The following is a 23,623-nucleotide window of genomic DNA, read 5'->3' as shown; positions in this document are numbered from 1 at the left end:
CTCCGGGGGCGGTTCCGATGTCATCCCGCCGCGGCCCGTGCTAGGACCGTCGCCGCCGCGGGGCCAGAGGAAGAGAGATAACAAGTTGAAAGCGTTGTCTGAACAGGTGGAGCGCGGCGGAAAATGACCTATTGCGTCGGAGTCCTGCTCGAGTCCGGGATCGTCATGCTCTCGGACACGCGCACCAATGCCGGGTTCGACAACATCGCCTGCTATCGCAAGATGTTCGTGTTCGAGGCATCGGGCGAGCGGGTGATCGCGATCATGACCGCGGGCAACCTGTCGGTCACGCAGACGGTGATTGCCAAGCTGCGCCAGTCGATCGCCCGGGACGACCCTGAGAACTCGATCATGCGCGCCCCCTCGATGCTCGACGTGGCCGAGATCGTCGGGCGCACGCTGAACGACGTCCATGTCGAGGTGAACGAGCGCATGGAGCGGACGAAGTATTCCGCCGGTGCGTCGATGCTGGTCGCGGGCCAGCGGCTCGGCGGCCAGCTGCGGCTGTTCCTGATCTATCAGGAGGGCAACTTCATCGAGGCGACCGACGACACGCCCTATCTGCAGATCGGCGAGCACAAGTATGGCAAGCCGATCCTCGATCGGGTGGTGACGCCCGAGACCTCGATCGAGGACGGGCGCAAGGCGGTGCTGATCTCGATGGACTCGACGCTGCGCTCCAACCTGTCGGTCGGGATGCCGCTCGACCTGCTCACCATCCGGCGGGGCGAATACCGCATCTCGACCCGCGAGCGGGTCGAGGCCGGCGACCCGACGTTCAACGCCATGTCGCAGGCGTGGAGCAAGGCCCTCCGCGACGGCTTCCAGGCGCTGCCGGGGTAGGGCGCCCCGCCCCCGCCAGAGGCGTCCCGCCGGTTGCACGGTCCGGGAGCCTCCGGCGGGAGTATTTTCGGCAAGGGCGCGTCAGAAGCTCCAGATCAGCGGCACCAGCCAGACGGCGGCGACGAAGTAGAGCAGCATCATCGGCAGGCCGAGCTTCCAGTAGTCGCCGAAGCGATAGCCGCCGGGCTCCATCACCATCAGGTTGGTGGGCGTCGCCACCGGCGTCAGGAACGACGCGGCGGCCGCGACCGCCACCGCCATCAGCACCGGCTGCGGCGAGACGCCCATGTCCTGCGCCGCGACCACCGAGATCGGGATGATGATGAGCGCGGTCGCGGTGTTCGAGATCACCTGACCGAGGATGCCGGTCAGTAGGAAGAGCCCGGCGACGAGCGCCCGCGGCCCGAAGCCGCCGACCGTCGAGATCAGGCCGTCCGCCAGCAGATTGGCGGCGCCTGTCGCGGTGATCGCCGTCGAGAGCGGCATCATCGCGCCGACGAGGATCACCGTCGTCCAGTTGATCGCCCGATAGAGCTCCTGCACCGACAGGACGCCGAGCAGCAGGATCGCGCCCGCCGCCAGCAGGCCGGCCGCCGCCGCCGGGACGGCGCCCGTCGCGAGCAGCACCACCATGGCGGCGATCACCCCGATGGCTGCCCGCGCGCCCGGGCCCATCGGCAGCGCCTGCCGGCGCACGAGGTCCGGCGAATTCACCACCAGCACCTCGGGCGGCGACAGATGCTTGTCGAGCGCGTCCCACGTGCCTTGCAGCAGCATGGTGTCGCCGGCAGCGATCGGCCGGTTGCCGGTGAGGTCGAGCCCCTGCCGGCTCACGGCCAGCACCACGAGGTCGCCGCTCGGCGTCACCATCCCGGGAAACATCCGCTGGCCGATCAGCGCGGAGCGCGGCGGCACGATCACCTCCGCAAGGCCCGAGCCACGGTTGAACAGCGTCGCGGCGAGGCCGCCCTCCGGCTCGTCACGCAGGCTGAGGCCCGCATCGGCGCAGAGCCGGGCGATCTCCTCGGCCGGTCCCTGGACCAGCAGCACGTCGTCGGGCTCGATGACGCGCAGCCGCAGCGCGCCGCTGTCGCCCGCCGCGCGCACCGTCCGCAGGGTCAGTCCCGGATAATCGGCCAGCGCCAGCTCGCTCCGCAGCAGGCCGACCAGCGACGATTCGGGGCGCACCCGCAGCAGGTGAACATCGTTGTTCAGGCCGAACTGCTCGACCAGAGTCCGCGCGTGCCCGCTCAGGTCCGGCGGCAGCGCCTTGGCCTCCCGCACCGGCAGCAGCCGCTCGCCGAGCAACACGGCAATGGCGATGCCGCCAAGCACCAGCGGGATCCCGACCAACGCGAACTCGAAGTAGCCGAATCCGCGCTGGCCCGCCTCCTGCGACGCCTCGAGCACCAGCACGTTGACCGGCGTGCCGGTCAACGCCAGCAGCGAGCCTGAATGCGCGCCGAACACCAGCGGCATCAGCAGCTGCGACGGCGGCCGGCGCAGCCGCACGGCCATCACCACGATCACCGGCAGCAGCGAGGCCACGGCGCCGTTGACGCTGATGAGCGCCGAGAGCACGCCGACGATCAGCATCATCAGCGCGATCAGCCGCGTGCGACTGTCGCCCGCGCCCGTCATCAGCACCTGGCCGGTCCATGCGGTGATCCCGGTCTTCTCCAGCGCCGCGCTCACGACGAACAGCGAGGCGACGAAGATCGTGGCCGGGTCGCCGAAGCCCGCGAGGCTCTGCTGCAGCGTCAGGATCCCGGTCGCCCAGAGCGTCAGCGCGCAGCCGACGCAGATCGCGATCACCGGCAGCCGGTCCCAGATGAAGAGGACGATCACGCCCACGATGATCGCGAAGATCATCCAGATGTCGTTCATGCCGGCCCGCCCGTTTTACACGCGTTTCTCGCGCCGAGGGTGTCAGATTGCACGAACGCCTTGCCCACGCAATGCGGCGTGGCTAACGTCCGAGCAAACGACGCTAGAGCGTTCCGTCGAGACAGAAATTTGCGCTCGGGCGCGAAGTTGGAGGGATGCGGGTTGGCCACGAAACCGTCGGGGGCGTCCAGCGAATCCGGGGTCATGGACCAGTTTCTCGCCACGATCGAGCGGGTGGGAAACAAGGTGCCGCACCCGGCGGTCATCTTCTTTATCCTGATCGGGATCGTCATTCTCCTGTCGGTCGTCCTCGCCTTCTTCGGCTGGTCGGCCACCTACGAGGCGATCGACCCGGCGACCCACTCGGTCGTCACCCGGACCACCACGGTGCGCAGCCTGCTCTCCGCCGACGGCATCCGCTTCCTTTTCACCTCGATCGTGCCGAACTTCCAGAACTTCGGCGCCGTCGGCGTCATCATCGTCGCCATGGTCGGCGTCGGCGTGGCGGAGGAATCGGGCCTGATCGCCACGCTGGTGCGCAAGGTCGTGGAGCTCGCGCCCCGCTCGGTCTTCACCTTCATCATCGTCATGCTTGGCGTCGTCTCGTCGATCGCCGCCGATGCCGGCTATCTCGTTCTCGTCCCGCTCGGCGCCGCTGCATTCCACAGCCTGGGGCGGCACCCGCTCGCCGGGCTGGCTGCGGCGTTCTCCGGCGTCGCGGCGGTGTTCCTCGTCAACCTCTTCGTCACGCCGACCGACGGCCTGCTCGCCGAGATGACCAACGACGCGATCCGCCTCGTCGATCCCAGCCGCGAGGTCACGCTGGTCGGCAACCTCTACTTCATGATCGCCTCGTCGATCCTGATGGGCCTCGCCTGCACCATCATCACCGACAAGATCATCGAGCCGCACCTCGGCCCCTATGAGGGCGAGGTGCCGGTCGAGGCGCAGGCGGCGCTCACCCCGTCGCAGTCGCGCGGCCTGCGCTGGACCGGCTGGGGGCTGCTCGGCTACGTCGTGGTGGTGGGCCTGCTGCTGGTGCCGCCCGGCGCGCCGCTGCGCCACCCGGAGACCGGCGAGATCCTCTCTGGCTCGCCGTTCATGTCCGGCCTCATCGTGCAGATCAGCGCGCTCTTCTTCACGCTCGGCTTCTGCTACGGCAAGGGCTCGGGCACGATCAAGGACCTGACCGCCGCGATCAACATGGTGGTGAAGACCTTCGCCGGCATGGCGGGCCTCATCTTCCTGCTGCTCGTCATCGCGCAGTTCGTGGCGTTCTTCAGCTTCACCAACATCGCCACCGTGCTGGCGGCCAACCTCGCCGATTTCCTCGAAACCGTGCCGCTCGGCATGACGAGCTACATCATCATCTTCGTTCTGGTGATCATGTTGCTCGACCTTCTCATCACCGGGGCGGTGGCGAAATGGGCGATCTTCGCGCCGGTGTTCATCCCGCTGTTCATGCGCCTTGGCGGTGATCCGAACATGGTGCTTGCCGCCTATCGCGTCGGTGACTCGCCGGCGAACGTCATCACGCCGCTCAACGTCTACCTCGGTGTGATGGTGGGCTTCGCCGCCAAGTACCAGAAGGACGCCGGGATCGGCACCGTCGTGTCGTTGATGCTGCCCTACACGGTGATCCTGACCGTGCTCTGGACGGCGCTGCTCGTGGTCTGGGCGCTGCTCGGCCTGCCGCTCGGCCCGGCCTGATTCACATCGCATATCCTGGGGGGGACAGAATGTCCGATCTCGACAAGGTGCTCGCCACCATCGACGCCGACCTTGACGCTGCGCTGGAACGGCTGTTCGCGACGCTGCGGCTGAAGTCGATCTCCACCGATCCGGCCTTCGCGGCCGAGACCCGCGCCTGTGCCGAATGGCATGCGGCCGATCTCGCGGCGATCGGCTTTGATGCCAGCGTCCGGGACACGGCCGGCCATCCGATGGTGGTCGGCCACCACCGCGCCGGCGACGGCCCGTCCGTGCTGTTCTACGGCCACTATGACGTGCAGCCGGTCGATCCGATCGAGCTGTGGGACAACGACCCGTTCGCGCCCAAGATCGTCACCCGCCCCGACGGCACCAGGATGCTGGTCGGGCGCGGCACGGCGGACGACAAGGGCCAGCTGATGACCTTTGTCGAGGCGTGCCGCGCCTGGAAGAAGGTGACCGGCGCCCTGCCGGTCCCGGTGACGGTCCTGCTCGAGGGCGAGGAGGAGTCGGGGGGCGTCAACCTGCCGCCCTTCCTCGATGCCAATCTCGAGGAGCTGCGCGCCGACACGGCGCTGATCTGCGACACCAACATGTGGGATGCCGCGACCCCGGCGATCACCACCAGCCTGCGCGGGCTCTGCGGCGAGGAGATCATCGTGCGCGCCGCCGACCGGGATCTGCATTCCGGCTTCTACGGCTCGGCGGCGGCCAACCCGAACCACGTGCTCGCGAAGATCCTCGCCGATCTGCATGACGCCGACGGTCGGGTCACGCTCGCGGGCTTCTATGACGGCGTGCCGGAGCTGCCGGCGGCGCTGCGGGACAGCTGGGCGAAGCTCGACTTCGACGCGGACGCCTTCCTTGGTGAGGTCGGCCTGTCGGTGCCGGCGGGCGAGACGGGGCGCTCGGTGCTGGAGCAGACGTGGTCGCGGCCGACGGCCGAGGTGAACGGCATGGGCGGCGGCTATCAGGGGGCGGGCTTCAAGACCGTGATCCCGGCGGAGGCGCACGCCAAGGTGTCGTTCCGGCTGGTGTTCGACCAGGACCCGCACAAGGTCCGCGACGCCTTCCGGGCGCATGTGCGGGCGCGCATCCCGGCCGACTGCACGGTGGAGTTCCACCAGCATGGCTCGGGCACCGCGGTGGCGTTCGACACGTCCGGGCCGGTGTTCCAGAAGACGCAGGGCGCGCTGACCGCCGAATGGGGCAAGGACGCGGCCTTCGTCGGCGGTGGCGGCTCGATCCCGGTGACGACGCTCATCAAGCAGAAGCTCGGCGTCGACGTGGTGATGGTCGGCTTCGGCCTCGCCGATGACCGCATCCACAGCCCGAACGAGAAGTACGAGCTGACCAGCTTCCACAAGGGCATCCGCTCCTGGGCGCGGATCCTCGCAGCGCTGGCGGGGTAGGGCGCGGGACCGATCCCGCGCCCGTCCGGATCACTCCCCGGCGCGCAGGAACAGGTCGCGGGTTTCGTCGTTGGACTTCGCGCTGGCGAGCAGGGCGTCGAAATAGTTGATCGTCCGCTTCAGGCCGATCTTCAGGTCGACGGTCGGCCGCCAGCCCAGAACCTCACCCGCCTTGGTGATGTCGGGCCGGCGCTGCTTCGGGTCGTTCTCCGGCAGAGGCAGCGACACGATCTGCGAGCGCGAGCCAACCATGTCGATCACCGTCTCGGCCAGCTGGCGGATGGTGAACTCGCCCGGGTTGCCGATGTTGATCGGCCCGGTCACGTCGTCCGGCGTCGCCATCAGCCGCACGAAGCCCTCGATCAGGTCGTCGACGTAGCAGAAGCTGCGGGTCTGGCTGCCGTCGCCATAGATGGTGATCGGCTCGCCCTTCAGCGCCTGCACGATGAAGTTCGAGACCACGCGGCCGTCGTTCGGGTGCATCCGCGGGCCATAGGTGTTGAAGATCCGCGCGACCTTGATCTTCAGGCCGTGCTGCCGGCGATAGTCGAAGAACAGCGTTTCGGCGCAGCGCTTGCCTTCGTCGTAGCACGAGCGCGGCCCCACCGGGTTGACGTTGCCCCAGTACTCTTCCGTCTGCGGATGCTGGCTCGGATCGCCGTAGACTTCCGAGGTCGACGCCTGGAAGATCTTGGCGCGCGTCCGCTTGGCGAGGCCGAGCATGTTGATCGCGCCGTGCACGCTGGTCTTGGTCGTCTGCACCGGGTCGAACTGGTAGTGCACCGGGCTCGCCGGGCAGGCGAGATTGTAGATCTCGTCGACCTCGACATACAGCGGGAAGGTGACGTCGTGCCGGATCAGGTCGAAATTCGGCGCGTCCATCAGGTGCGCGACGTTCGACCGGCGGCCGGTAAAGTAGTTGTCGACGCAGAGAACGTCGTTGCCTTCGGCGACCAGCCGCTCGCACAGGTGGCTGCCGAGAAAGCCGGCGCCCCCGGTCACGAGGATGCGCTTGGAAACCAGAGTTCTGGCTCATCTTCACACTCACAATGGTACTGGGCAGGACGAAACGTCACGAGCCCCCGCCGGCCCCGCACGTGGCGGAGACCCTGCGGGTGTCGGGTGGCGTCGGGTGGCTTCAGTTCTCGTCGGAACCGAAGATCGAATTCAGCTTGAAGGCGGCTTCCGTGCGGTTGGTGGCCTTCAGCTTCTTCATGATGTTCCGGATGTGCACCTTGACGGTGCTCTCGGACATGTCGAGTTCGAACGCGATGATCTTGTTCGCCTTGCCGCGGCGCAGCGCGTTGACCACGTCGAGCTGGCGCGAGGTGAACTGTTTGTCGAGGCCCGGCGCGGTCTCGGCCTTCGGCCGGATCGCGTCGCGCAGCGACAGCACGCTGGCCGACGGCAGGAACATGCCGCCCGCCGCGGTCAGGCGCATGGCCTCGACGATGAATTCGAAGCCGATGCTCGCGGGAATGTAGCCACGGGCGCCGCAGTCGATCGCCGCGATCATGTCGCGCAGTTCCTCGGACTCGGCGACCACGATCACGGGAACCGGGCGCACGCCGTCGAGCACGCTGCGCAGCTCTTCGGCGACGGCGGGGTTTGAAACCTCACGGCTGCCGATGTTGAACAGGATCGCCGACGGCTCACCCATGCCGACGACGCCTTCGCGCCACTCGTCGACGCTGCCGAAGCCGGCGACCGAGACGCGCGGATGCGACATCTCGATGCTGCGTACGAAGCATTCGCGTTCGAGTGTGCGCCGATCAATCAGCACGAGCGTTTCGACAAAACGGCCCGGACGCTTGATGTTTCGGATGGCATTGGTGGATTGCAGGTGGCCGTGAGCAATCGACTCGGCAATATAGCCGTCACCCTTCATGATATTCACTGTTTACTCTTCCCCATCGTTCGGAGGAGGCGTCGAAGTCTGGGACCACGCCGCAACCATCCAATCCCCGGTGGCACATTACCATGCGGCACCTCGTCGGCAAACTAATTCGCTGGTAAAACTTAATGCCCGGTTCTTCCAATAGTTGAGAGGGGTTCCCAGATGTGGCGCATTGTCTAGATCGTGCCTGATTTTTGAGCCAAATCAGGGGCGTGCCGGTCAATGGCCGCGCTGCGCCGATGGCTGGGAGCCCCTGTCCGAAGGGCGGTATAGTCGCCCGTCGAGCATCACCCGGTGTGACCAGCCTCATCCTTTCGGCTAGGTTTACGACTGTTTGGACAGGGATTTGTCGCTCGATATCATCCGTTTGCGCGACTCATCGTCGAAATGCCGATGCTGTGACCCGCGGCGGTTCCATCCGGCCAGGTCTGGTCCTCGCTATTTGCAGAATGCTCAGGCGCTTTGCGCTCTGCGAGGCGATTTAAGTAAAATTGCAGTCTAACTGGCTGCGGATTGCGCCTTGGTGGCTAATCTATCAATCACGGCGTGAAGAGCGATCGTGAAGGCTGCGAGCACCAGCAGCGCGGCAAACATCAGGTCGACCTTGGCTCGCCCGTTCGCCAGCAGCATGAGGTAGCCGAGCCCGCGTGAGGCGCCGACCCATTCCCCGATCACCGCGCCGATCGGTGCGTAGACCGCGGCGAGTCGCAATCCGGAGGCGAGCGACGGCAATGCGGCCGGCACCCGGATTCGCCAGAGTGCTGCCCCCGGCCGTGCCCCCATGCAGCGTGCGAGATCGAGATAGCCCGGCGGCGTGGCGAGCAGGCCGTCGAGGAACGACGAGGCTACCGGGAAGAAGATGATGAGCACGGCCATCACCACCTTCGAGGCAATGCCGTAGCCGAGCCAGAGCGTCAGGATCGGCGCCAGCGCGAACACCGGCACCGCCTGCGAGAACACCAGGATCGGTTGCAGCAGCGACCGTGCCGTTGTCGAGGCCGCGAGGCCGATCGCGACGGCGGCGCCGACAACCGTGCCCGCGACGAGCCCGATCATCACCTCGATCATCGTCACGCCGGCATTCGATGCGATCAGCGCCCGGTTGGTCCAGAGCGCCGCGGCCACCCGTCCCGGCCCGGGCAGGATGAACGGCGGCAGGCCGGCGAGGCTCACCACCGCCTGCCAGAGCCCGAGCATCAGCAGCGTGGCGGCCGCCGCCCACAGCAGCCTCACGCCGTCCGCCTGAGCAGCGTCAGCAGCCGCGCCTGGCAGGCGAGGGTGCCGGGATCGTCATGGGCCCGGATCGGCGGCGTGCCATCCTTCCGCGCGTCGGTCGCCGGCGCGGCGGGCGGATCGGCCACGGTGACGCCGGTCGCCGTCATCACCAGGATGCGGTGGCCGAGCCGCGCGGCCTCGCCCGGGTCATGGGTCACGAGCAGCACCGTCCGCCCGGCCAGCAGCTCGGCCGCGGTCTCCTGCATCGCCGCGCGGGTGCCGGCGTCGAGCGCCGAGAACGGCTCGTCGAGCAGCACGACGGGGCGGTCCTCCATCAGCGTGCGCGCCAGTGCCGCCCGCTGCCGCTCGCCCCCCGACAGGGTGCGCGGCCGCCGCCCGGCCCGCGCCGCGAGGCCGACGCGCGCCACCAGAGCCTCCGCCCGGGCCACGTCCGGCGCCTCGCGCCGCAGCCGCGCCCCGAGCAGCACGTTGCCGCGCACGTCGAGCCACGGCAGCAGCAGGTCGCTCTGCGCCATGTATCCCACCCGCCCGGCCAGCGGCACGCCGTCGTCGGCGGCGATGGCGCCCTCGAAGCGCACCCCCGTCGGCAGGCCGGCGATCAGCCGCAGCACCGTGGACTTGCCCACGCCCGACGGCCCGAGCAGGCAGGTCCATTGCCCGGCCGCCAGCTCCACGTCGAGCGGCCCGAACAGCACGGCGCCGTCGACCGTCGCCTTGCCCGACAGAAGAACCGACGGCGCCGTCATGCGGCGCGAGGTCCCGCGGCGAGCCCCATGTCCCAGAAACCGGCCTCGAGCCGCGTCGCGGTCAGGAACCGCTCCGCCAGCCGCCCGGCGCGCGGAACCGCGGCGAACCCGGGCCCGAGCCGGCGCTCCACCGCCCCGTCGATCAGCGCACCGACGTCGCGGCAGATCGCCTGGTAGGCGCCGCCCGCATACGTGTCGATCCACTCGCGATAGGGCGTGGCGCCGGCCTCGCGCCCGAGCCGCGCGCCGATCTCGCCGTAGCCGAGCACGCAGGGCGCCAAGGCCGCCAGCAGCTCGAGAAAATCGCCGGAATACCCCGCCTCCAGCACGTAGCGGGTATAGGCGAGATTGGCCGGCGCCTCCTCGGTGGCGAGGAGTGCGGCCTTGTCGATGCCCTCCCGGGCGCAGAGCGCGACGTGCAGCCCCATCTCGCCCTCGGCCAGCCCCGCGACCGTCGCCGCCGCGAGGCGCATCTCGCCGAGCGTCTCGGCCTTCGCCGCCGCCAGCGCCCAGGCGCGGGCGAAGTGGAAAAGAAAGACATGGTCCTGGCGCAGGTAGTGCAGGAACGCCGCCCGCGGCAGCGAGCCGTCGCCGAGGCCGGCGACGAAGGCGTGCCGGGTATAGCTTTCCCACGCCGGTCCCGCGGCCGCGCGCCAGAGCGCGAAGACGCGGCCGTAGCCCGGATCCGGGGTCATTCCGCGTTCCCGGCGCCGACGTCGATCGCCAGCTCGCTGACCGGGCGCACCGAGTCGATCAGCCCCGCGTCGTGCAGGAACGTCTCGAAGCGGGCGTAGCGTCCGGCATCAAGCCCCGCGGGGCTCGGGGCGAAGCGCGGGATGGTGTCGACCCAGGCGCGCTTGTTCAGCTCGTCGTCCAGCTCGGGCGAGGTGGCCTTGAAGATGTCCCAGCTCTCGCTCGGGTGGTTGACGATGAACTCCGTCGCCTTCTCGGTCGCGGCGAGGAAGCGGGCGATCTTGCCGCGGTCCATCGTGTCGCGGTTTGCCACGTAGATCAGCTCGTCATAGCTCGGAAGCCCCGCCTCCTCGACATAGAAGCAGCGGCCGGGCACGCCCTCGATCGCCATCTGGTTCAGCTCGAAGTTGCGATAGGCGCCGATCACCGCGTCGACCTGCCCGGCCATCAGCGCCGGCGAGAGCGAGAAGTTGACGTTCACCATTTCCACGTCGTCGAGGGTCAGGCCCGCCTGCTTCAGGATCGCGCCGACCACCGCTTCCTCGACCCCGGCGACGGAATAGCCGATCTTGCGGCCCTTCAGGTCGGCGATCGAATGGATCGGCCCGTCGTCCTTCACCAGCAGGCAGTTGAGCGGCGTCGCGACCAGCGTGCCCACCCGCTTGAGCGGCAGTCCCTCGGCGACCTGCAGGTGCAGCTGCGGCTGGTAGGTGATGCCAAGATCGGCGCGCCCGGCCGCCACCATCTTCGGCGGATCGGAGGGATCGGCCGGCGCCACGATGTCGACGTCGAGCCCCTGCTCGGCGAAGTATCCCTTTTCCTGCGCGATCACGATCGGGCCATGGTCCGGGTTCACGAACCAGTCGAGGAGAAGCGTGAGCTTGTCCGCTGCCAGCGCCGGCTGGACGGCGAGGCAGAGGCCGAGAAGGAGTGCAGCGAGTTTCATGAGGCCCCTTTAGGCTGGTTGCGGGTCGCCCATGGCGACGAGAAGGATCGGTCCGGTCCAGACCCGTTCGAGCCGCCGCGCGGCGGCCCAGGCGCGCAGGCCGCTGCGGCAGGCGAGGACCGCGCGCTGGCCCGGAGCGGGCAGGGGGCCGTCCAGGATCGTCTCCACCGCCATCCGCCGGGCGTGCGGCGCCACGGGCACCGGCGCCTCGTCCGGCCCGCGCAGGTCGACGAGGAAATCGTCGCCGGTGATCTCTGCTGGCGCAAGGAAGCGCAGGGCGCGCTCGGGTTCCGGCGCCGCATCGAAGCGGAAGCCCGAGAATCGCAGGCCCGGCGCCTCGAAGCTCACCATCTGCCCGAGCGGGCTGGGCGCGATCCCGAGCAGGAGCCCGAGCGCCATCTGCGCCTGCAGCGCCCCGAGCAGGCCCACGACCGGCCCGAGCACCCCGGCGGTGGCACAGGACGCCGCCCGCTCCGGCAGGTCGGGAAAGACCGCGCGCAGCGACGGCGCCCCGCCGCAGAAGCCGCCGGCATAGCCGCCGAGCCCGAGTGCCGAGGCGGTGAGGAACGGCCGCCCCGCCGCGAGGCAGGTGTCCGACAGCATATAGCTCGCGGCAAAGCTGTCGGCGCAGTCGAGCACCACGTCGGCCCCGGCCACCAGCCCGTCGGCGTTGCCGGGGTCGAGGCGCGCCACCAGCGGCGTCACCGCCACCTCCGGGTTCAGGTCGGCCAGCACCGCCGCCGCCGCCTCGGCCTTCGGCCGCCCGAGGCTCGCCTCGCCATAGATCGTCTGGCGGTGCAGGTTGCCGCGCTCCACCCGGTCGGGGTCGACGACGGTGATCCGCCCGACGCCGGCGCCCGCGAGATACGTCAGCACCGGCACCCCGAGCCCGCCCGCGCCCACCACCAGCGCGTGCGCCGCGCGAAGGCGTTCCTGCCCCGCGGCACCCACCTCGGGCAGGACGATCTGGCGGGCGTAGCGGCTCACCGCGTCGCCTCCACCCAGGCGCGCAGCCTGGCTTCCGGATCGGGGTCGAGGGTGATGTCCGTCACCACCGACACCACGTCCGCCCCCGACCGGAATGCGCCGGCCGCGCGCGACACGGTGAAGCCGCCGATCGCCACCAGCGGCACCGTGCCGACGCGCCGCTTCCACTCCGCCACCCGCTCGAGGCCCTGCGGCCCGAAGCGCATCGCCTTCAGCCGCGTCGGATAGACCGGCCCCAGCGCCACGTAGTCGGGCGCGAGCGCGAGCGCCCGCTCGAGTTCCGGCACGTCGTGGGTCGAGATCCCGAGGCCGACCCCCGCCGCACGGATCGCCTCGACATCCGCGTCGTCGAGGTCCTCCTGCCCGAGATGCACGAAGTCGCAGCCTTCCTCGATCGCGATCCGCCAGTAGTCGTTCACCACCAGCAGCGCGCCGGCCACCGTGCAGGCCGCCTGCGCCCGCACGATCTGCTCCCGCGTCTCGTCCTCGCTGCGGTCCTTGACCCGCAGCTGCACGAGCTTGATGCCGAACGGCAGCATCCGCTCGATCCAGTCGGCATCGGGGAAGATCGGATAGAAACGGTCGAGCTTCATGCGTGTTCGGCCTTTCCCACCGTCGGCAGCTGCGCGAGCCTGACTTGACCCGAACTGTGGCACCGGCGCGCCTGCCTGGGCGGGCGCGAAGCGCCTGCCGGGGGGCAGGCAGGCGCTGCCGGTGCTTGCGCACCGGCGGGAACATGGGCGGCCTTCGTGCAAGAGCCACGCGCGATCCGGTGCGAAAGACTCCGCCTCATTCCAGAAACGCCCTCCCGATCTCCGGTGTCGATGCCGCGGCCATGTCCCGCGGCGGCATCGGGTCCGCCGTCGCGGCCAGCCGCCCGGCCTCTGCCGCCAGCGCAAAGCCCCGCGCCATCGCCACGGGATCGCCCGCCTTCGCCACCGCGGTGTTCAGGAGCACCGCGTCATACCCCATCTCCATCGCCGCCGCCGCGTGGCTCGGCAGGCCGAGGCCCGCGTCGACCACCATCGGCACCCCCGGGAACCGCGCCCGCAGCGCGCGGAGGCCATAGGGATTGACCATCCCGAGCCCGGTCCCGATCGGCGCCGCCCACGGCATCAGCACCTCGCAGCCCGCCTGCAGCAGGCGGTCGGCCAGCACCAGATCCTCGGTTGTGTACGGAAACACCTGGAACCCCTCCGCCACCAGCGTCCGGGCCGCCTCGACCAGCGCGAACGGATCGGGCTGCAGCGTGTCGGTGTGCCCGATCACCTCGAGCTTCACCCAGGGCGTGCCGAACACCTCCCGCGCCATCTCGGCCGTCGTCACCGCCTCGCGCGCGCTGTGGCAGCCGGCGGTGTTCGGCAGCACCCGCACCCCGAGCGTGCGGACGATCTCCCAGAAGTCTTCCCCCGCCCGGCCGCCGCCCGCCTCGCGCCGCAGCGACACCGTGGCGACCCCGGCGCCCGACGCGCGGAACGCCTCGGCCAGCACCGCGGGCGAAGGATACTGCGCCGTCCCGAGGAACAGCGGCGAGGCGACCTCCACGCCATAGAACCGCGCCATCCCGTCAGCCTCCCTGCCGCGGCGCCAGCACCTCGACCCGGTCGCCCGCGACGAGCACCCGCGCCGCCCGCGCCGCCGCCGGCACGAAGCCGCCGTTCACCGCCGTCGCCACAGTCGCCCCGCCATAGCCGAGCTCGACCAGCACCTCGTCCAGCCGCTCGCCGCGCACCTCGCGGGCCTCACCGTTCAGCTCGATCCTCATCCATCACCTCCGGCCTTGCGCCGCCCACCACCAGATCCGCCGCCATCCGCGCCATCGCCGGCGCCAGCAGGAAGCCGTGGCGATAAAGCCCGTTCACGTAGATCGTCCCGCCCCGCCGCCGGATCCGCGGCAGGTTGTCGCGAAACGCCGGCCGGGCATCGACGCCGATCTCCAGCACCTCGGCCTCGCCGAACGCCGGATGCAGCGCCCACGCGGCGCTCAGCATCTCGAGCAGCGAGCGCGCGGTGATCCGGCCCCGCTCGCCCGACTCGATCATCGTCGCGCCCAGCATGAACACGCCCTCGCCCCGGGGCACGATGTAGAGCGGGATCCGCGGATGCAGCAGCCGCACCGGCCGCGACAGCGCCACCTCCGGGCAGCGCAGCACCAGCATCTCGCCCTTCACCCCGCGCAGGTCGGCGAGCACGTCGCGCGCCGCCAGCCCGCGACAGTCGACGTCCGCGCGCTCGTCCGTGCCGGTCTCGATCGCCCCCCCCCGCGCGGCGAGCCGCCCGGCCAGCGCCGCCAGCGCCTGCCGCGGCGCGAGATGCGCCTCGTCGGGGAAATGCAGCCCGCGCGCGAAGCGCCCGGCGAGATCGGGCTCCAGCGCCGCCACGCCGGCGCCGTCGAGCGCCACGTGCCCCTGCGTGCGCCGGGCAAACCGCGTCAGCTCGGCCGCATCGCGCCCGGGCGCCACCACCAGCGTCCCGTTCGCCGTCACCTCCGCGCCGTGCGCCCGCCACCAGCCGGCGGCCTGCTGCCCCAGCCGCACCACCGGCTCCTCGGCGGTCTCGCCCTCGCAGAACGGCGCCAGCATGCCGCCGGCCCACCACGAGCAGGCATGCGGCCCGGGCACGCCGCCGCGGTCGGTGATCCGCACCGCCACCCCGCGCCCCGACAGCTCGCTCGCGAGCGCAAGACCCATCACGCCGGCCCCGAGGATCGAGACGGTCATGCCGGCCAGACCGCATGGAAATGGTGCACCGGCCCGCGTCCGCCGCCGACCTCGAGCCGGTCCGCCGCCGCGATCGCCCCCTGCAGCCAGGCGTGCGCCACCCGCACCGCCGCGATCAGGTCGAGCCCCTTCGCCAGCTCCGCGGTGATCGCCGAGGAATAGGAGCATCCGGTCCCGTGGGTGTTCTGCGTCGGATGGCGCGGCGCCTCGATCAGCACCGGGTCGCCCGTGCCCGTCACCAGCACGTCGGTACAGGCCGCGCCGGTCCCGTGCCCGCCCTTCACCAGCACGGCCTGCGCCCCGAGCGCGCGCAGCGCCGCGCCCTGCGCCGCCATTTCGGCGACCGTGGCGGCCTCGCGCCCGCCGAGCAGCCGCGCCGCCTCGGGCAGGTTCGGCGTGACCAGCCGCGCCCCCGGGACCAACCGGGCGACCAGCGCCCCGGTCGCCTCCGGCTCGAGCAGCGCGTCGCCGGATTTCGCCACCATCACGGGATCAAGGACCACCGGCGCGAGGATCCCGCGCAGCCGCTCCGCCACCTCGTCGACGATCGCCGCGGAGAACAGCATCCCGACCTTGATCGCGTCGATGGCGATGTCGGCCAGCACCGCGTCGAGTTGTGCGGCGACCACCGCGGGGGCCACCTCCGCCACCGCGGTCACGGCCCGGGTGTTCTGCGCCGTGACCGCGGTCAGCACGCTCGCGCCATAGACGCCCCGCGCCGAAAAGGTCTTCAGGTCGGCCTGCACGCCGGCGCCACCGCCCGAGTCGGATCCCGCGATCGTCAGCGCCTTCGCCACGGCCATGCGTCCACTCCCATCGGAATGCCGGCACAGGAGGGTTTCCGCTTCGACGCTTGACCCGTTCCCTACGCCGGCATTGCCCGGATCAGGTTCGATGGGTTGGCTTGTCGCCTCTCAGCCCCCGGACGGGGCACCCCAACGGATGGCGCGCACGCTATCGCGGGCACTCAGCGGTTGCAATCCGCGAGATCGCCCCTTGCACCCGCCGCGCCCGGGCCGCAAAGCTGGAACCGTATCAGTGCGAGGGGAACGGCCGGGGCATGGGGATCAACCGCGAGAGCGACGTGGCGGCAAATCTGCAGATCGGCCCGACCTCGCTTGGCATGGTGCGTCTGTACATCGAAACCGAGGCGGTCGAGCTGCCGCTCGACTTCGATCCGGACGAGGCGGACGAGATCGCCGAAGAGCTGCGCGCCGCAGCCGAGCGCGCGCGCGCCCTGCGCAGCGCCGACGCCCGCGCAACCGAGGGCGCCCGGGGGCCGGACACGGCGCCGGAGCCGGGAAAGCGCCGAAAGGGCCGTTGATGTTTCGCTGGGCTTTGGTTGGTCTCGTCGCAGTGGCGAGCGTGACGCTTGCGATTGCGCTCTATCATCCGCCGATGCGGCTGATGCCGCCGCCGCTCCTGTTCCAGAAGGGCGGCGCGCAGGTGGTCGGCATCGCGCCCGAGATGTTCGTGGGCAACCGCATCGACGTGCTCTACGCCACCAACCGCCTGCCGGTCGGCCCGCGCGACGCGCGCGTCTATACCGTCGCCCCCGACCGCAACCTGCACTTCGGCACCGCGCACATGCGGGTCGGCAGCGAGGGCACCAGCTTCGACGACCTGGTGGACTGGACCACCCGCAACAGCGACGACCGGCCGTTCATCCACCTCGAGGCGATGTCCGAGACCGCCGCGCTCGCGCCCGACGACGATCCGGCCGAGGCCGCCGACTGGTTCGCCGCCATCGACGCGGCGCTTGCCGCCACCGGCGCCCGCGATTTGATCGTCTACGTCCACGGCGCCAACACCACGGTGGAGCGCGCCGCCGGCCAGGCCGCGCAGCTGCAGCACTTCGGCGCGGGCCGCGCGCTCGTCGTGCTCTTCGCCTGGCCGACGGCCGAGAACTTCCTGCGCTATCCGCGCGACATCGAGACCGCCTTCGGCGGCGCGCCGCACCTCGCCGAGCTGGTGCGCCTGCTGGCGGCGCACACCCGGGCCGAGAAGATCGACGTCTTCACCTACAGCGCCGGCGGCACGGTGGGCAGCGACGGCCTCGCCCGCCTCGCCGGTGATCCGGGCGCGGCGGCGACCCGGCTCGGCGAAGTCTACCACGCCGCGCCCGACGCCGACTTCCGCGCCTTCGCGACCGATCTCGCCGCCTACGGCCCCATCGCCGACCGGGTGACGACGGCGGTCAACATGAACGACAGCGCGCTGCGCCTCGCGCAGCTCGTCAACCGCGCCTCGCGCGCCGGCCGCCCCGATCTGCGCGAGCTGAGCGACGACGAGACCGCGACGCTGCTCGCCGCTTCGACGGGCGACCGGATGCAGGTGGTGCAGGTCCACCCCGAGGCGATGGACGGGCTCTCGGCCCGCTCGCACACCTTCTGGTACGACGACCCGTGGGTCAGCAACGACGTGCTGATGACGCTCCTGTTCCACCTGACCCCCGGGGAGCGCGGCCTCGTCGCCGGCACCTCGCCGCAGGGCGTCGGCTACTGGACCTTCCCGTCCGACTACACCGCCCACATGCCGGCGCTGGTCGACCTCCTCCGCCAACGCCTCCCGGACGCGGGGCGGGGGTAGGGGCGTGCTACGCTTTGTCTTAGAAGGAGTTTGACGTGCCTTCGGCATTGCGGACTTTGGGTCTCGCTGCGTATGCACTAGCAGACAGAGAGTGAGATGCGGCTGGAAACTTCTGCCACGGGGCTGATATGACTTGGGCAAAGGTGCGATCAGGGACAACGGCCGTTAACGGCGGGTTCGTAAAGCGTAGTGCGGATACGGGCCGCTTCATTGCGGTTACGACGGGAAAGAATGTCTCCAAGGCCACCTCAAAGACCGAAGATGCCGTAAGGGAGGCTTCCTCGAAGCGCAGCGCTGCGCTGAAGCGGCTGGCAGATCGCTAGACGGCACTACAGGCTGACGCTCGCGGACGCCTTCACAGCTCACGATGAAGCCTTGAGCTATGGCGGACTGGACGGTGTCGGCAGTCTTCATCTGATCGAGTCGGCGTTGGCGCGCGCCTATTCCGGCTACCATCGTCCGATTGCCGACAGGGCCGCCGCGGTCCTCCATAGCATGGTCGGAAATCACGGCTTTGTAGACGGCAACAAGAGAACCGCGTGGTTACTTGTTGAGATCCTGATTTCGCGAAGCGGCTATGTGTTCTACTCGTGCCAGATAACGAGCCGATAGATGATCTCGTGGTGGCAGTCGCTGACGGCCGGATGGGATTTGAAGAGTTAGTCGATTGGTTCAAGGCGAGGCCGGGAAGGTAGCAGTCATACACGGTCTCGCAACCGGGCGGCTTGGGAATGGTCAGCACAGTGCGCCTTCAGCGGAACCGATCCGCGAGCTTTTCCAGCGGTGATCGCTCGTCCACCGGCTCCGGCTCGGCGGGCGCCGCCGGCGCCGCCGCGGCCTTCGGCTCGCGCGCCGGCTTGGCCTTCGCCGGCTTCTCCTTCGGCTGCGGCAGGTGGCGGGCGAGGTCGGTGAGAAAGCCCGGGGCGTCGCCGTCCGCGAGTTTCGGCGCGCCGGCCGCGACGCCCGTCATCAGGTTCTCGACCCAGCCCGCTTCCTGCCGCGCGAAGTCGCCGAGCACGTAGTTCGTCACCAGCCGCTTGTCGCCCGGGTGCCCGATCCCGAGCCGCACCCGCACGAACTCCGGCCCGATGTGACCGGCGATCGAGCGCAGGCCGTTGTGCCCCGCATGTCCGCCGCCGGTCTTCACCCGCACCCGCTCCGGGGGCAGGTCGAGCTCGTCGTGGAACACCACCACGTCGGCGGGCACGAGCTTGTAGAACGCCATCGCCGCCTGCACCGCGTCGCCCGACAGGTTCATGTAGGTCTGCGGCTTCAGGAGCAGCACCTTCTCGAGCCCGAGCCGCCCCTCTGCCAGCTCGGCCTGGAACTTCGCCCGCCACGGCGTGAACCCGTGCGCGCCGGCGATGGCGTCCACCGCCATGAAACCGACGTTGTGCCGGTTGTGGGCATAGCCCGCCCCGGGATTGCCGAGCCCGACGAAGAGTTTCAACCGCCGCCTCCGGAAATGCGAACGCGCCGCGCGGGTGAGGCGCGGCGCGTCCGGGTCTAGCATGGGCCGACGTCGGGCGTCAGCCCGTGAACGGCATCGGCCAGCGAAGGGCGCCGGCCCGGCAGGGCTTACCCCTCGGCCGACTCGCCGCCTTCGTTCTCCTCGGACCGCAGGCCCGACGGCGCCTGGATGTTGGCGATGGCGAAGTCGCGGTCGGAGATGACCGGCGACGCGCCCGCGGGCAGGACGACGTGGCTGATGTGGATCGTGTCGTTGATCTCGGTGCCGGCGAGGTCGATCGTCACCTTGTCCGGGATGTTGCCGGCGGTCACGAACAGCTCGAGGTCGTGGCGCACCTCGGTCAGCACGCCGCCGCGCTTCAGGCCCGGCGACTTCTCGCGGTTCACGTACTCGATCGGGATGTGCAGCGCGATGCGCGTCCGCTCGGTCAGGCGCAGGAAGTCGATGTGGACCGGCAGGTCCTTCACCACGTCGCGCTGCACGCCGCGGCAGACGACGACGTTGTCCGTCCCGTCGACCTTGACGTTGATGAGCTTCGACAGGAAACGCCCCGCCTTCAGCTCTTTCAGGAGCACGTTGAACTTCACGCCGATCGGCTGCGGCTCCTGGCCGCCACCGTAGATCACCCCGGGAACGTATCCCTCGCGACGCGACTGCCGAGCGGCCCCCTTGCCGACCCCGCCACGCGCCACGGCTTCGAGAACTGGCGTCTCTGCCATCTTGGCTTCTCCATGGACTGTCTGACGCAGCCTCCCTCCAAGGGTGCGAGGCCGCGAGGCGCGGTCCATAGACGATTTCCCGGCCCGGGGAAAGGGCGAAACCGCGCGCCGTTCGTCAGGCGCCGGCGTGGGTCGCGTCGGCGAGGCCCCGGACGAAGGCGAGGATGTCCCCCACGGGCTCGCCGGCGCCGATCTTCTCGACGATCGCCGAGCCGACCACCGCCCCGTCGGCCACGCCCGCGATGTCGCGCGCGGCGGCGGCGGTGCGGATGCCGAAGCCGACGCAGACCGGCAGCGGCGTCGCCGCCTTGATGCGCGCCACCTCCGGGCCGACCGTGGCGGCGCTGGCGGCGGCGGAGCCGGTGATGCCGGTGATCGACACGTAGTAGACGAAGCCCGAGGTGTTGGTGAGCACCTTCGGCAGGCGCCGGTCGTCGGTCGTGGGCGTCGCGAGGCGGATGAAGTCGAGGCCCGCCGCGAGCGCCGGCCGGCACAGCTCGTCGTCCTCCTCCGGCGGCAGGTCGACGACGATGAGCCCGTCCACCCCGGCGGCCTTCGCGTCAGCGAGAAAACGCTCGACGCCTCGGGAATAGATCGGGTTGTAGTAGCCCATGAGGACGAGCGGCGTCTCCGGGTGCCGGGCGCGGAAGCTCGCGGCGAGGGCGAGGGTGCGGTCCATGGTGTGCCCGCCGTCGAGGGCGCGCTGGCCGGCCCGCTGGATCGCCGGGCCGTCGGCCATCGGGTCGGTGAAGGGCATGCCGAGCTCGACCACGTCGACGCCGGCGTCGGGCAGGCCGAGGAGCACCCGCTCGCAGGTCTCCGCGTCTGGGTCGCCCGCCATGATGAAGGTGACGAACGCCTTTCGGCCTTCAGCCTCGAGCGCGGCGAACTTCTTTCCGATCCGTGTCATGTCGCGCTGTTCCTCCCCGGCGGCCGGAGCCTTCTGTGGCGGAACGGGCAAGCGGAATCAAGCATCGTCGGGCCTTTGGCCAGGGTGATCGCATTTGGTGGCGCAGGGCGACGATGACGAGGAGCCCCGGCCGGACCGCCTCTTGCGACGGTGACGCCGGACGGATTTGTCCGTCGACAAATCCGTCCGCGGCTGCCGGGGCAGCCACGGCTGGATTGGCGCCCTGCCGCAGAAATCTGTGCCCCTGACGGCCTCCGCACGTCCCGTGCTCCAGCCGTTGGCGCGGCGAAAGCAGTGCTTTCGCTTGTCGCGCCGATACGCGCGTGCGCCGGGCGCACGCTTCGGTCGCTGGCGCCCTGTTTCGGGCCGCGCTTTCCGGTCACGCAAATCCGCGAAATGCGATCACCCTGGGCCTTTGGCGGGGGTCCACCGGAATTAACCCGCCGTTCAGGCCGGCGGACCGAAACTGCGCGCATGACCGCGACGGACTTCGCAGACAAGTGGCTGTCGCACGCGGAGACCGCGGTTCGGGCCGCGGCCCGCGCGCTCGGCGTCGATGTCTCCATCGTGCTCGCCGCCGCATGTGCGCTTGTCCTGGCGGCGGGCTTCGCGGTTCGCCGCCGCGCGCGCGCCAGGACCCGCTGCCGCTGGAAGCGCGGCGGATTCCGCCACGGCACCAACCTCCGCCACTGGATCTGCGCCGACTGCGGCGTCGATGCCTACACCACGACGGACAGGGTGCCGAAGGAATGCAAGCGCGCGCTCCGTCCCGTCGGCCTTTGACCTCCGGCGTCCGAGGACGGTCCGGGGGCAATCAGGTTGCCGAGGCCACAGCTCTCCCTTGACCCCGGCGGCTTCGCCGCGATAACGGGCGCGGTTTCCGGCCGGGAGAGGTGAGATGGCGTTGAAGATCGGGATCGTCGGGCTGCCGAACGTGGGCAAGTCCACGCTCTTCAATGCGCTGACCCGCACGGCGGCGGCGCAGGCGGCGAACTTTCCGTTCTGCACCATCGAGCCGAACGTCGGCGAGGTGAACGTGCCCGATCCGCGCCTCGACCGGCTGGCGACGATCGGCAAGAGCCGGCAGGTGGTGCCGGCGCGGATCACCTTCGTCGACATCGCGGGCCTGGTGCGCGGCGCCAGCAAGGGCGAGGGGCTCGGCAACCAGTTCCTCGCCAACATCCGCGAGTGCGACGCGGTGGCCCACGTCCTGCGCTGCTTCGAGGACGACGACGTAACCCACGTCGAGGGCCGCGTCGATCCGGTGGCCGACGCCGAGACGGTCGAGACCGAGCTGATGCTCGCCGACCTCGAGAGTGTCGAGAAGCGCCTCGCCGGTCTGCAGCGCAAGCTGAAGGGCGGCGACAAGGAGGCGGCGGATCAGGCGCGCCTGCTCGAGGCGGCGAAGGCGGCGCTCGAGGCCGGCAAGCCTGCGCGCACGGTCACGGTCGCCGACGAGGATGCCCGCACCTGGCGGCTGCTGCAGCTCCTGACCTCGAAGCCGGTGCTCTACGTCTGCAACGTCGAGGAGGGCGCGGCGGCGAGCGGCAACGGCCAGTCGGCGCGGGTGGCCGAGATGGCGGCCGCCGAGGGCTCGGGCTGCGTCGTCATCTCCGCGGCGATCGAGGAGGAGCTGTCGCAGCTCGACGACGCGGAGCGCGCGGAATACCTTGAGTCGATGGGCCTGCACGAGGCCGGCCTCGACCGGCTGATCCATGAGGGCTACCGGCTGCTCGGCCTCTGGACCTACTTCACCGTCGGCCCGAAGGAGGCGCGCGCCTGGACGATCCCGGCGGGGGCCAGCGCGCCGCAGGCGGCGGGGGTGATCCACGGCGACTTCGAGCGCGGCTTCATCCGGGCCGAGGCGATCGGCTACGACGATTACGTCGGGCTCGGCGGCGAGCACGGGGCAAAGGAAGCCGGCAAGATGCGCTCGGAGGGCAAGGCCTACCGGGTGCAGGACGGCGATGTGCTGCACTTCCTGTTCAACGCCTGACGCCGCCTTCGGACAGGCCGTGCGAACGCCTCAATAGGTCAGCTCCGCCACCATCTGCGGCGCCCCGGATGCGCGCAGCGCCGCGCTCACGCCACCGCCGTCCCCGGTCATCGGCCCGGTCATCGGCACCATCTCGGCGGCGGCGCCCTTGGCCGGCAGGGTGATGATCTTCGGCCCCTTCAGCCGGGTCCGGCTCTTCTTCGGCACCACCACGCTCGGCGCGTCGGCCAGCGCCGCGACCTGCAGCGGCTGGCCGCCGATCCCGGCGAGGATCCGGTCGAAGCGGGCGCGGTAGACCTCGGCCTTGTCCGGGGTCTGCGAGTGGTACGCCCCCGCCGCCAGCGACCAGTCGCCCCGCTCGGCGTAGAGGTCGGTCAGGAACCGCGCCGCATAGTCGGCGCCGGTGTCGGGATCGAACATCGCCTCGAGCGACGAAAAGTTGGCGCCGTGCCAGAGATAGTTGATCTGAAAGCAGCCGACGTCGAAGCTGCGCCGCCCGTCCGCGAGGCTCGCCCGCGCGAAGGCGAGGGCCTCGTCCCGCGTCGCGAACCAGTATCCCTGTCCCTCGCGGTTGATCGCCCACGGCCACGGCCGCAACGCGCCGCCCACCTGCCGGCCGGTTTCGGTGAGCGAGATCGCCCGCAGCACGCCTTCGGGCACGTGGCCGCGCTGTGCGCCGCCGGCGATCGCCCGCTCGCAGGTTGCCGCACCCGCCTCCAGGCTGTCGGCCCGGGCGGTGGGGGCGGCGGCGAGGCAGGCGAGCGACAAGCCGAGGGCGAGCGCCGGCCAGGGACCGGAGCGGTGGGACATGGATCGGGCTCCTGACGGAGAGGGGTCGGTGCCACCCCTAACATGCCTGAC

General features: G+C 70.3%; 25 protein-coding genes and 1 riboswitch. Of the genes, 8 read left to right on the top strand and 17 right to left on the bottom strand.

What is annotated here, in order from left to right; genetic code table 11:
- Window positions 1–123: 123 nt before the first annotated feature.
- Window positions 124–843 carry a peptidase gene (locus QM699_RS08670; protein ID WP_415010753.1) on the top strand — a complete coding sequence of 240 codons (720 nt, stop codon included), beginning with the start codon at window positions 124–126 and terminating at the stop codon, window positions 841–843.
- An 81-nt stretch (window positions 844–924) separates the two neighbouring features.
- Here QM699_RS08670 and QM699_RS08665 read toward each other — a convergent pair whose 3' ends face one another.
- A complete protein-coding gene (locus QM699_RS08665) occupies window positions 925–2,730 on the bottom strand; it encodes an SLC13 family permease (protein ID WP_415010752.1) in 1,806 nt (601 codons plus the stop codon).
- 204 nt (window positions 2,731–2,934) lie between these two features.
- Here QM699_RS08665 and QM699_RS08660 point away from each other — a divergent pair, with 204 nt between their 5' ends.
- Both QM699_RS08660 and QM699_RS08655 read left to right on the top strand, forming a co-directional pair.
- Window positions 2,935–4,440, top strand: coding sequence for an AbgT family transporter (locus QM699_RS08660; protein ID WP_415010751.1), 1,506 nt, complete (start codon window positions 2,935–2,937; stop codon window positions 4,438–4,440).
- Window positions 4,441–4,469: 29 nt separating this feature from the next.
- Window positions 4,470–5,852 carry a M20/M25/M40 family metallo-hydrolase gene (locus QM699_RS08655; RefSeq protein ID WP_415010750.1) on the top strand — a complete coding sequence of 461 codons (1,383 nt, stop codon included), beginning with the start codon at window positions 4,470–4,472 and terminating at the stop codon, window positions 5,850–5,852.
- A gap of 30 nt (window positions 5,853–5,882) precedes the next feature.
- Here QM699_RS08655 and QM699_RS08650 read toward each other — a convergent pair whose 3' ends face one another.
- From QM699_RS08650 to thiD, 12 genes are all read right to left on the bottom strand, one after another.
- Window positions 5,883–6,854, bottom strand: a complete 972-nt coding sequence (locus tag QM699_RS08650; protein WP_415010749.1) for a UDP-glucuronic acid decarboxylase family protein — start codon at window positions 6,852–6,854, stop codon at window positions 5,883–5,885.
- A gap of 136 nt (window positions 6,855–6,990) precedes the next feature.
- Window positions 6,991–7,740 carry a LuxR C-terminal-related transcriptional regulator gene (locus QM699_RS08645; protein ID WP_415012718.1) on the bottom strand — a complete coding sequence of 250 codons (750 nt, stop codon included), beginning with the start codon at window positions 7,738–7,740 and terminating at the stop codon, window positions 6,991–6,993.
- A gap of 507 nt (window positions 7,741–8,247) precedes the next feature.
- The gene (locus QM699_RS08640) at window positions 8,248–8,982 is read right to left on the bottom strand and encodes an ABC transporter permease (protein WP_415010748.1); all 735 of its coding nucleotides are present in this window, start codon (window positions 8,980–8,982) and stop codon (window positions 8,248–8,250) included.
- Window positions 8,979–9,731 carry an ABC transporter ATP-binding protein gene (locus QM699_RS08635; RefSeq protein ID WP_415010747.1) on the bottom strand — a complete coding sequence of 251 codons (753 nt, stop codon included), beginning with the start codon at window positions 9,729–9,731 and terminating at the stop codon, window positions 8,979–8,981. Before QM699_RS08635 ends, QM699_RS08640 begins: the two co-directional genes overlap by 4 nt.
- Window positions 9,728–10,426 carry a thiaminase II gene (tenA, locus tag QM699_RS08630; protein WP_415010746.1) on the bottom strand — a complete coding sequence of 233 codons (699 nt, stop codon included), beginning with the start codon at window positions 10,424–10,426 and terminating at the stop codon, window positions 9,728–9,730. Before tenA ends, QM699_RS08635 begins: the two co-directional genes overlap by 4 nt.
- A complete protein-coding gene (locus QM699_RS08625) occupies window positions 10,423–11,370 on the bottom strand; it encodes an ABC transporter substrate-binding protein (RefSeq protein ID WP_415010745.1) in 948 nt (315 codons plus the stop codon). Before QM699_RS08625 ends, tenA begins: the two co-directional genes overlap by 4 nt.
- Before the next feature lie 9 nt (window positions 11,371–11,379).
- The gene (locus QM699_RS08620; protein ID WP_415010744.1) at window positions 11,380–12,357 is read right to left on the bottom strand and encodes a HesA/MoeB/ThiF family protein; all 978 of its coding nucleotides are present in this window, start codon (window positions 12,355–12,357) and stop codon (window positions 11,380–11,382) included.
- Window positions 12,354–12,950 carry a thiamine phosphate synthase gene (locus tag QM699_RS08615; protein ID WP_415010743.1) on the bottom strand — a complete coding sequence of 199 codons (597 nt, stop codon included), beginning with the start codon at window positions 12,948–12,950 and terminating at the stop codon, window positions 12,354–12,356. Before QM699_RS08615 ends, QM699_RS08620 begins: the two co-directional genes overlap by 4 nt.
- 196 nt (window positions 12,951–13,146) lie before the next feature.
- Window positions 13,147–13,920, bottom strand: coding sequence for a thiazole synthase (locus QM699_RS08610; protein WP_415010742.1), 774 nt, complete (start codon window positions 13,918–13,920; stop codon window positions 13,147–13,149).
- A gap of 4 nt (window positions 13,921–13,924) precedes the next feature.
- The gene (gene thiS, locus QM699_RS08605; protein WP_415010741.1) at window positions 13,925–14,122 is read right to left on the bottom strand and encodes a sulfur carrier protein ThiS; all 198 of its coding nucleotides are present in this window, start codon (window positions 14,120–14,122) and stop codon (window positions 13,925–13,927) included.
- Window positions 14,100–15,077, bottom strand: a complete 978-nt coding sequence (locus QM699_RS08600; RefSeq protein WP_415010740.1) for an FAD-dependent oxidoreductase — start codon at window positions 15,075–15,077, stop codon at window positions 14,100–14,102. The genes thiS and QM699_RS08600 overlap by 23 nt, the downstream gene beginning before the upstream one ends.
- On the bottom strand, window positions 15,074–15,880 hold the full coding sequence (thiD, locus tag QM699_RS08595) for a bifunctional hydroxymethylpyrimidine kinase/phosphomethylpyrimidine kinase (protein ID WP_415010739.1): 807 nt from the start codon (window positions 15,878–15,880) through the stop codon (window positions 15,074–15,076). Before thiD ends, QM699_RS08600 begins: the two co-directional genes overlap by 4 nt.
- A 42-nt stretch (window positions 15,881–15,922) precedes the next feature.
- Window positions 15,923–16,025, bottom strand: a riboswitch (TPP riboswitch).
- Window positions 16,026–16,137: 112 nt separating this feature from the next.
- Between thiD and QM699_RS08590 the strand changes: the two genes are divergently transcribed.
- The 3 genes from QM699_RS08590 to QM699_RS08580 all read left to right on the top strand — a co-directional run bounded on the left by QM699_RS08590 (window position 16,138) and on the right by QM699_RS08580 (window position 18,278).
- Window positions 16,138–16,401 (top strand): DUF6324 family protein, encoded by a 264-nt coding sequence (locus QM699_RS08590; RefSeq protein ID WP_415010738.1) that lies wholly within the window; start codon window positions 16,138–16,140, stop codon window positions 16,399–16,401.
- Between the two features lie 41 nt (window positions 16,402–16,442).
- Complete coding sequence (locus QM699_RS08585; RefSeq protein WP_415010737.1) at window positions 16,443–17,666, top strand: alpha/beta hydrolase; 1,224 nt, start codon at window positions 16,443–16,445, stop codon at window positions 17,664–17,666.
- A gap of 375 nt (window positions 17,667–18,041) precedes the next feature.
- Complete coding sequence (locus QM699_RS08580; RefSeq protein ID WP_415010736.1) at window positions 18,042–18,278, top strand: Fic family protein; 237 nt, start codon at window positions 18,042–18,044, stop codon at window positions 18,276–18,278.
- Window positions 18,279–18,417: 139 nt separating this feature from the next.
- Here QM699_RS08580 and pth read toward each other — a convergent pair whose 3' ends face one another.
- From pth to trpA, 3 genes are all read right to left on the bottom strand, one after another.
- A complete protein-coding gene (gene pth, locus QM699_RS08575; protein WP_415010735.1) occupies window positions 18,418–19,116 on the bottom strand; it encodes an aminoacyl-tRNA hydrolase in 699 nt (232 codons plus the stop codon).
- A 128-nt stretch (window positions 19,117–19,244) separates the two neighbouring features.
- Complete coding sequence (locus QM699_RS08570) at window positions 19,245–19,856, bottom strand: 50S ribosomal protein L25/general stress protein Ctc (RefSeq protein WP_415010734.1); 612 nt, start codon at window positions 19,854–19,856, stop codon at window positions 19,245–19,247.
- 115 nt (window positions 19,857–19,971) lie between these two features.
- Complete coding sequence (trpA, locus tag QM699_RS08565) at window positions 19,972–20,766, bottom strand: tryptophan synthase subunit alpha (protein WP_415010733.1); 795 nt, start codon at window positions 20,764–20,766, stop codon at window positions 19,972–19,974.
- A gap of 474 nt (window positions 20,767–21,240) precedes the next feature.
- Between trpA and QM699_RS08560 the strand changes: the two genes are divergently transcribed.
- Together QM699_RS08560 and ychF are read left to right on the top strand one after the other, a co-directional pair.
- Window positions 21,241–21,549 (top strand): hypothetical protein, encoded by a 309-nt coding sequence (locus QM699_RS08560; RefSeq protein ID WP_415010732.1) that lies wholly within the window; start codon window positions 21,241–21,243, stop codon window positions 21,547–21,549.
- A gap of 115 nt (window positions 21,550–21,664) precedes the next feature.
- Window positions 21,665–22,762 (top strand): redox-regulated ATPase YchF, encoded by a 1,098-nt coding sequence (gene ychF, locus QM699_RS08555; RefSeq protein WP_415010731.1) that lies wholly within the window; start codon window positions 21,665–21,667, stop codon window positions 22,760–22,762.
- Between the two features lie 30 nt (window positions 22,763–22,792).
- On the opposite strand, the gene QM699_RS08550 is transcribed toward ychF, so the two are convergent.
- Window positions 22,793–23,572: a lytic transglycosylase domain-containing protein gene (locus tag QM699_RS08550; protein ID WP_415010730.1), complete on the bottom strand. Its 780-nt coding sequence runs from the start codon at window positions 23,570–23,572 to the stop codon at window positions 22,793–22,795.
- Between the last annotated feature and the right edge of the window lie 51 nt (window positions 23,573–23,623).

The sequence above is a fragment of the Amaricoccus sp. genome, assembly GCF_047602525.1.
Lineage (GTDB): Bacteria > Pseudomonadota > Alphaproteobacteria > Rhodobacterales > Rhodobacteraceae > Amaricoccus.
This window is presented reverse-complemented; position numbering and strand designations above follow the sequence as displayed.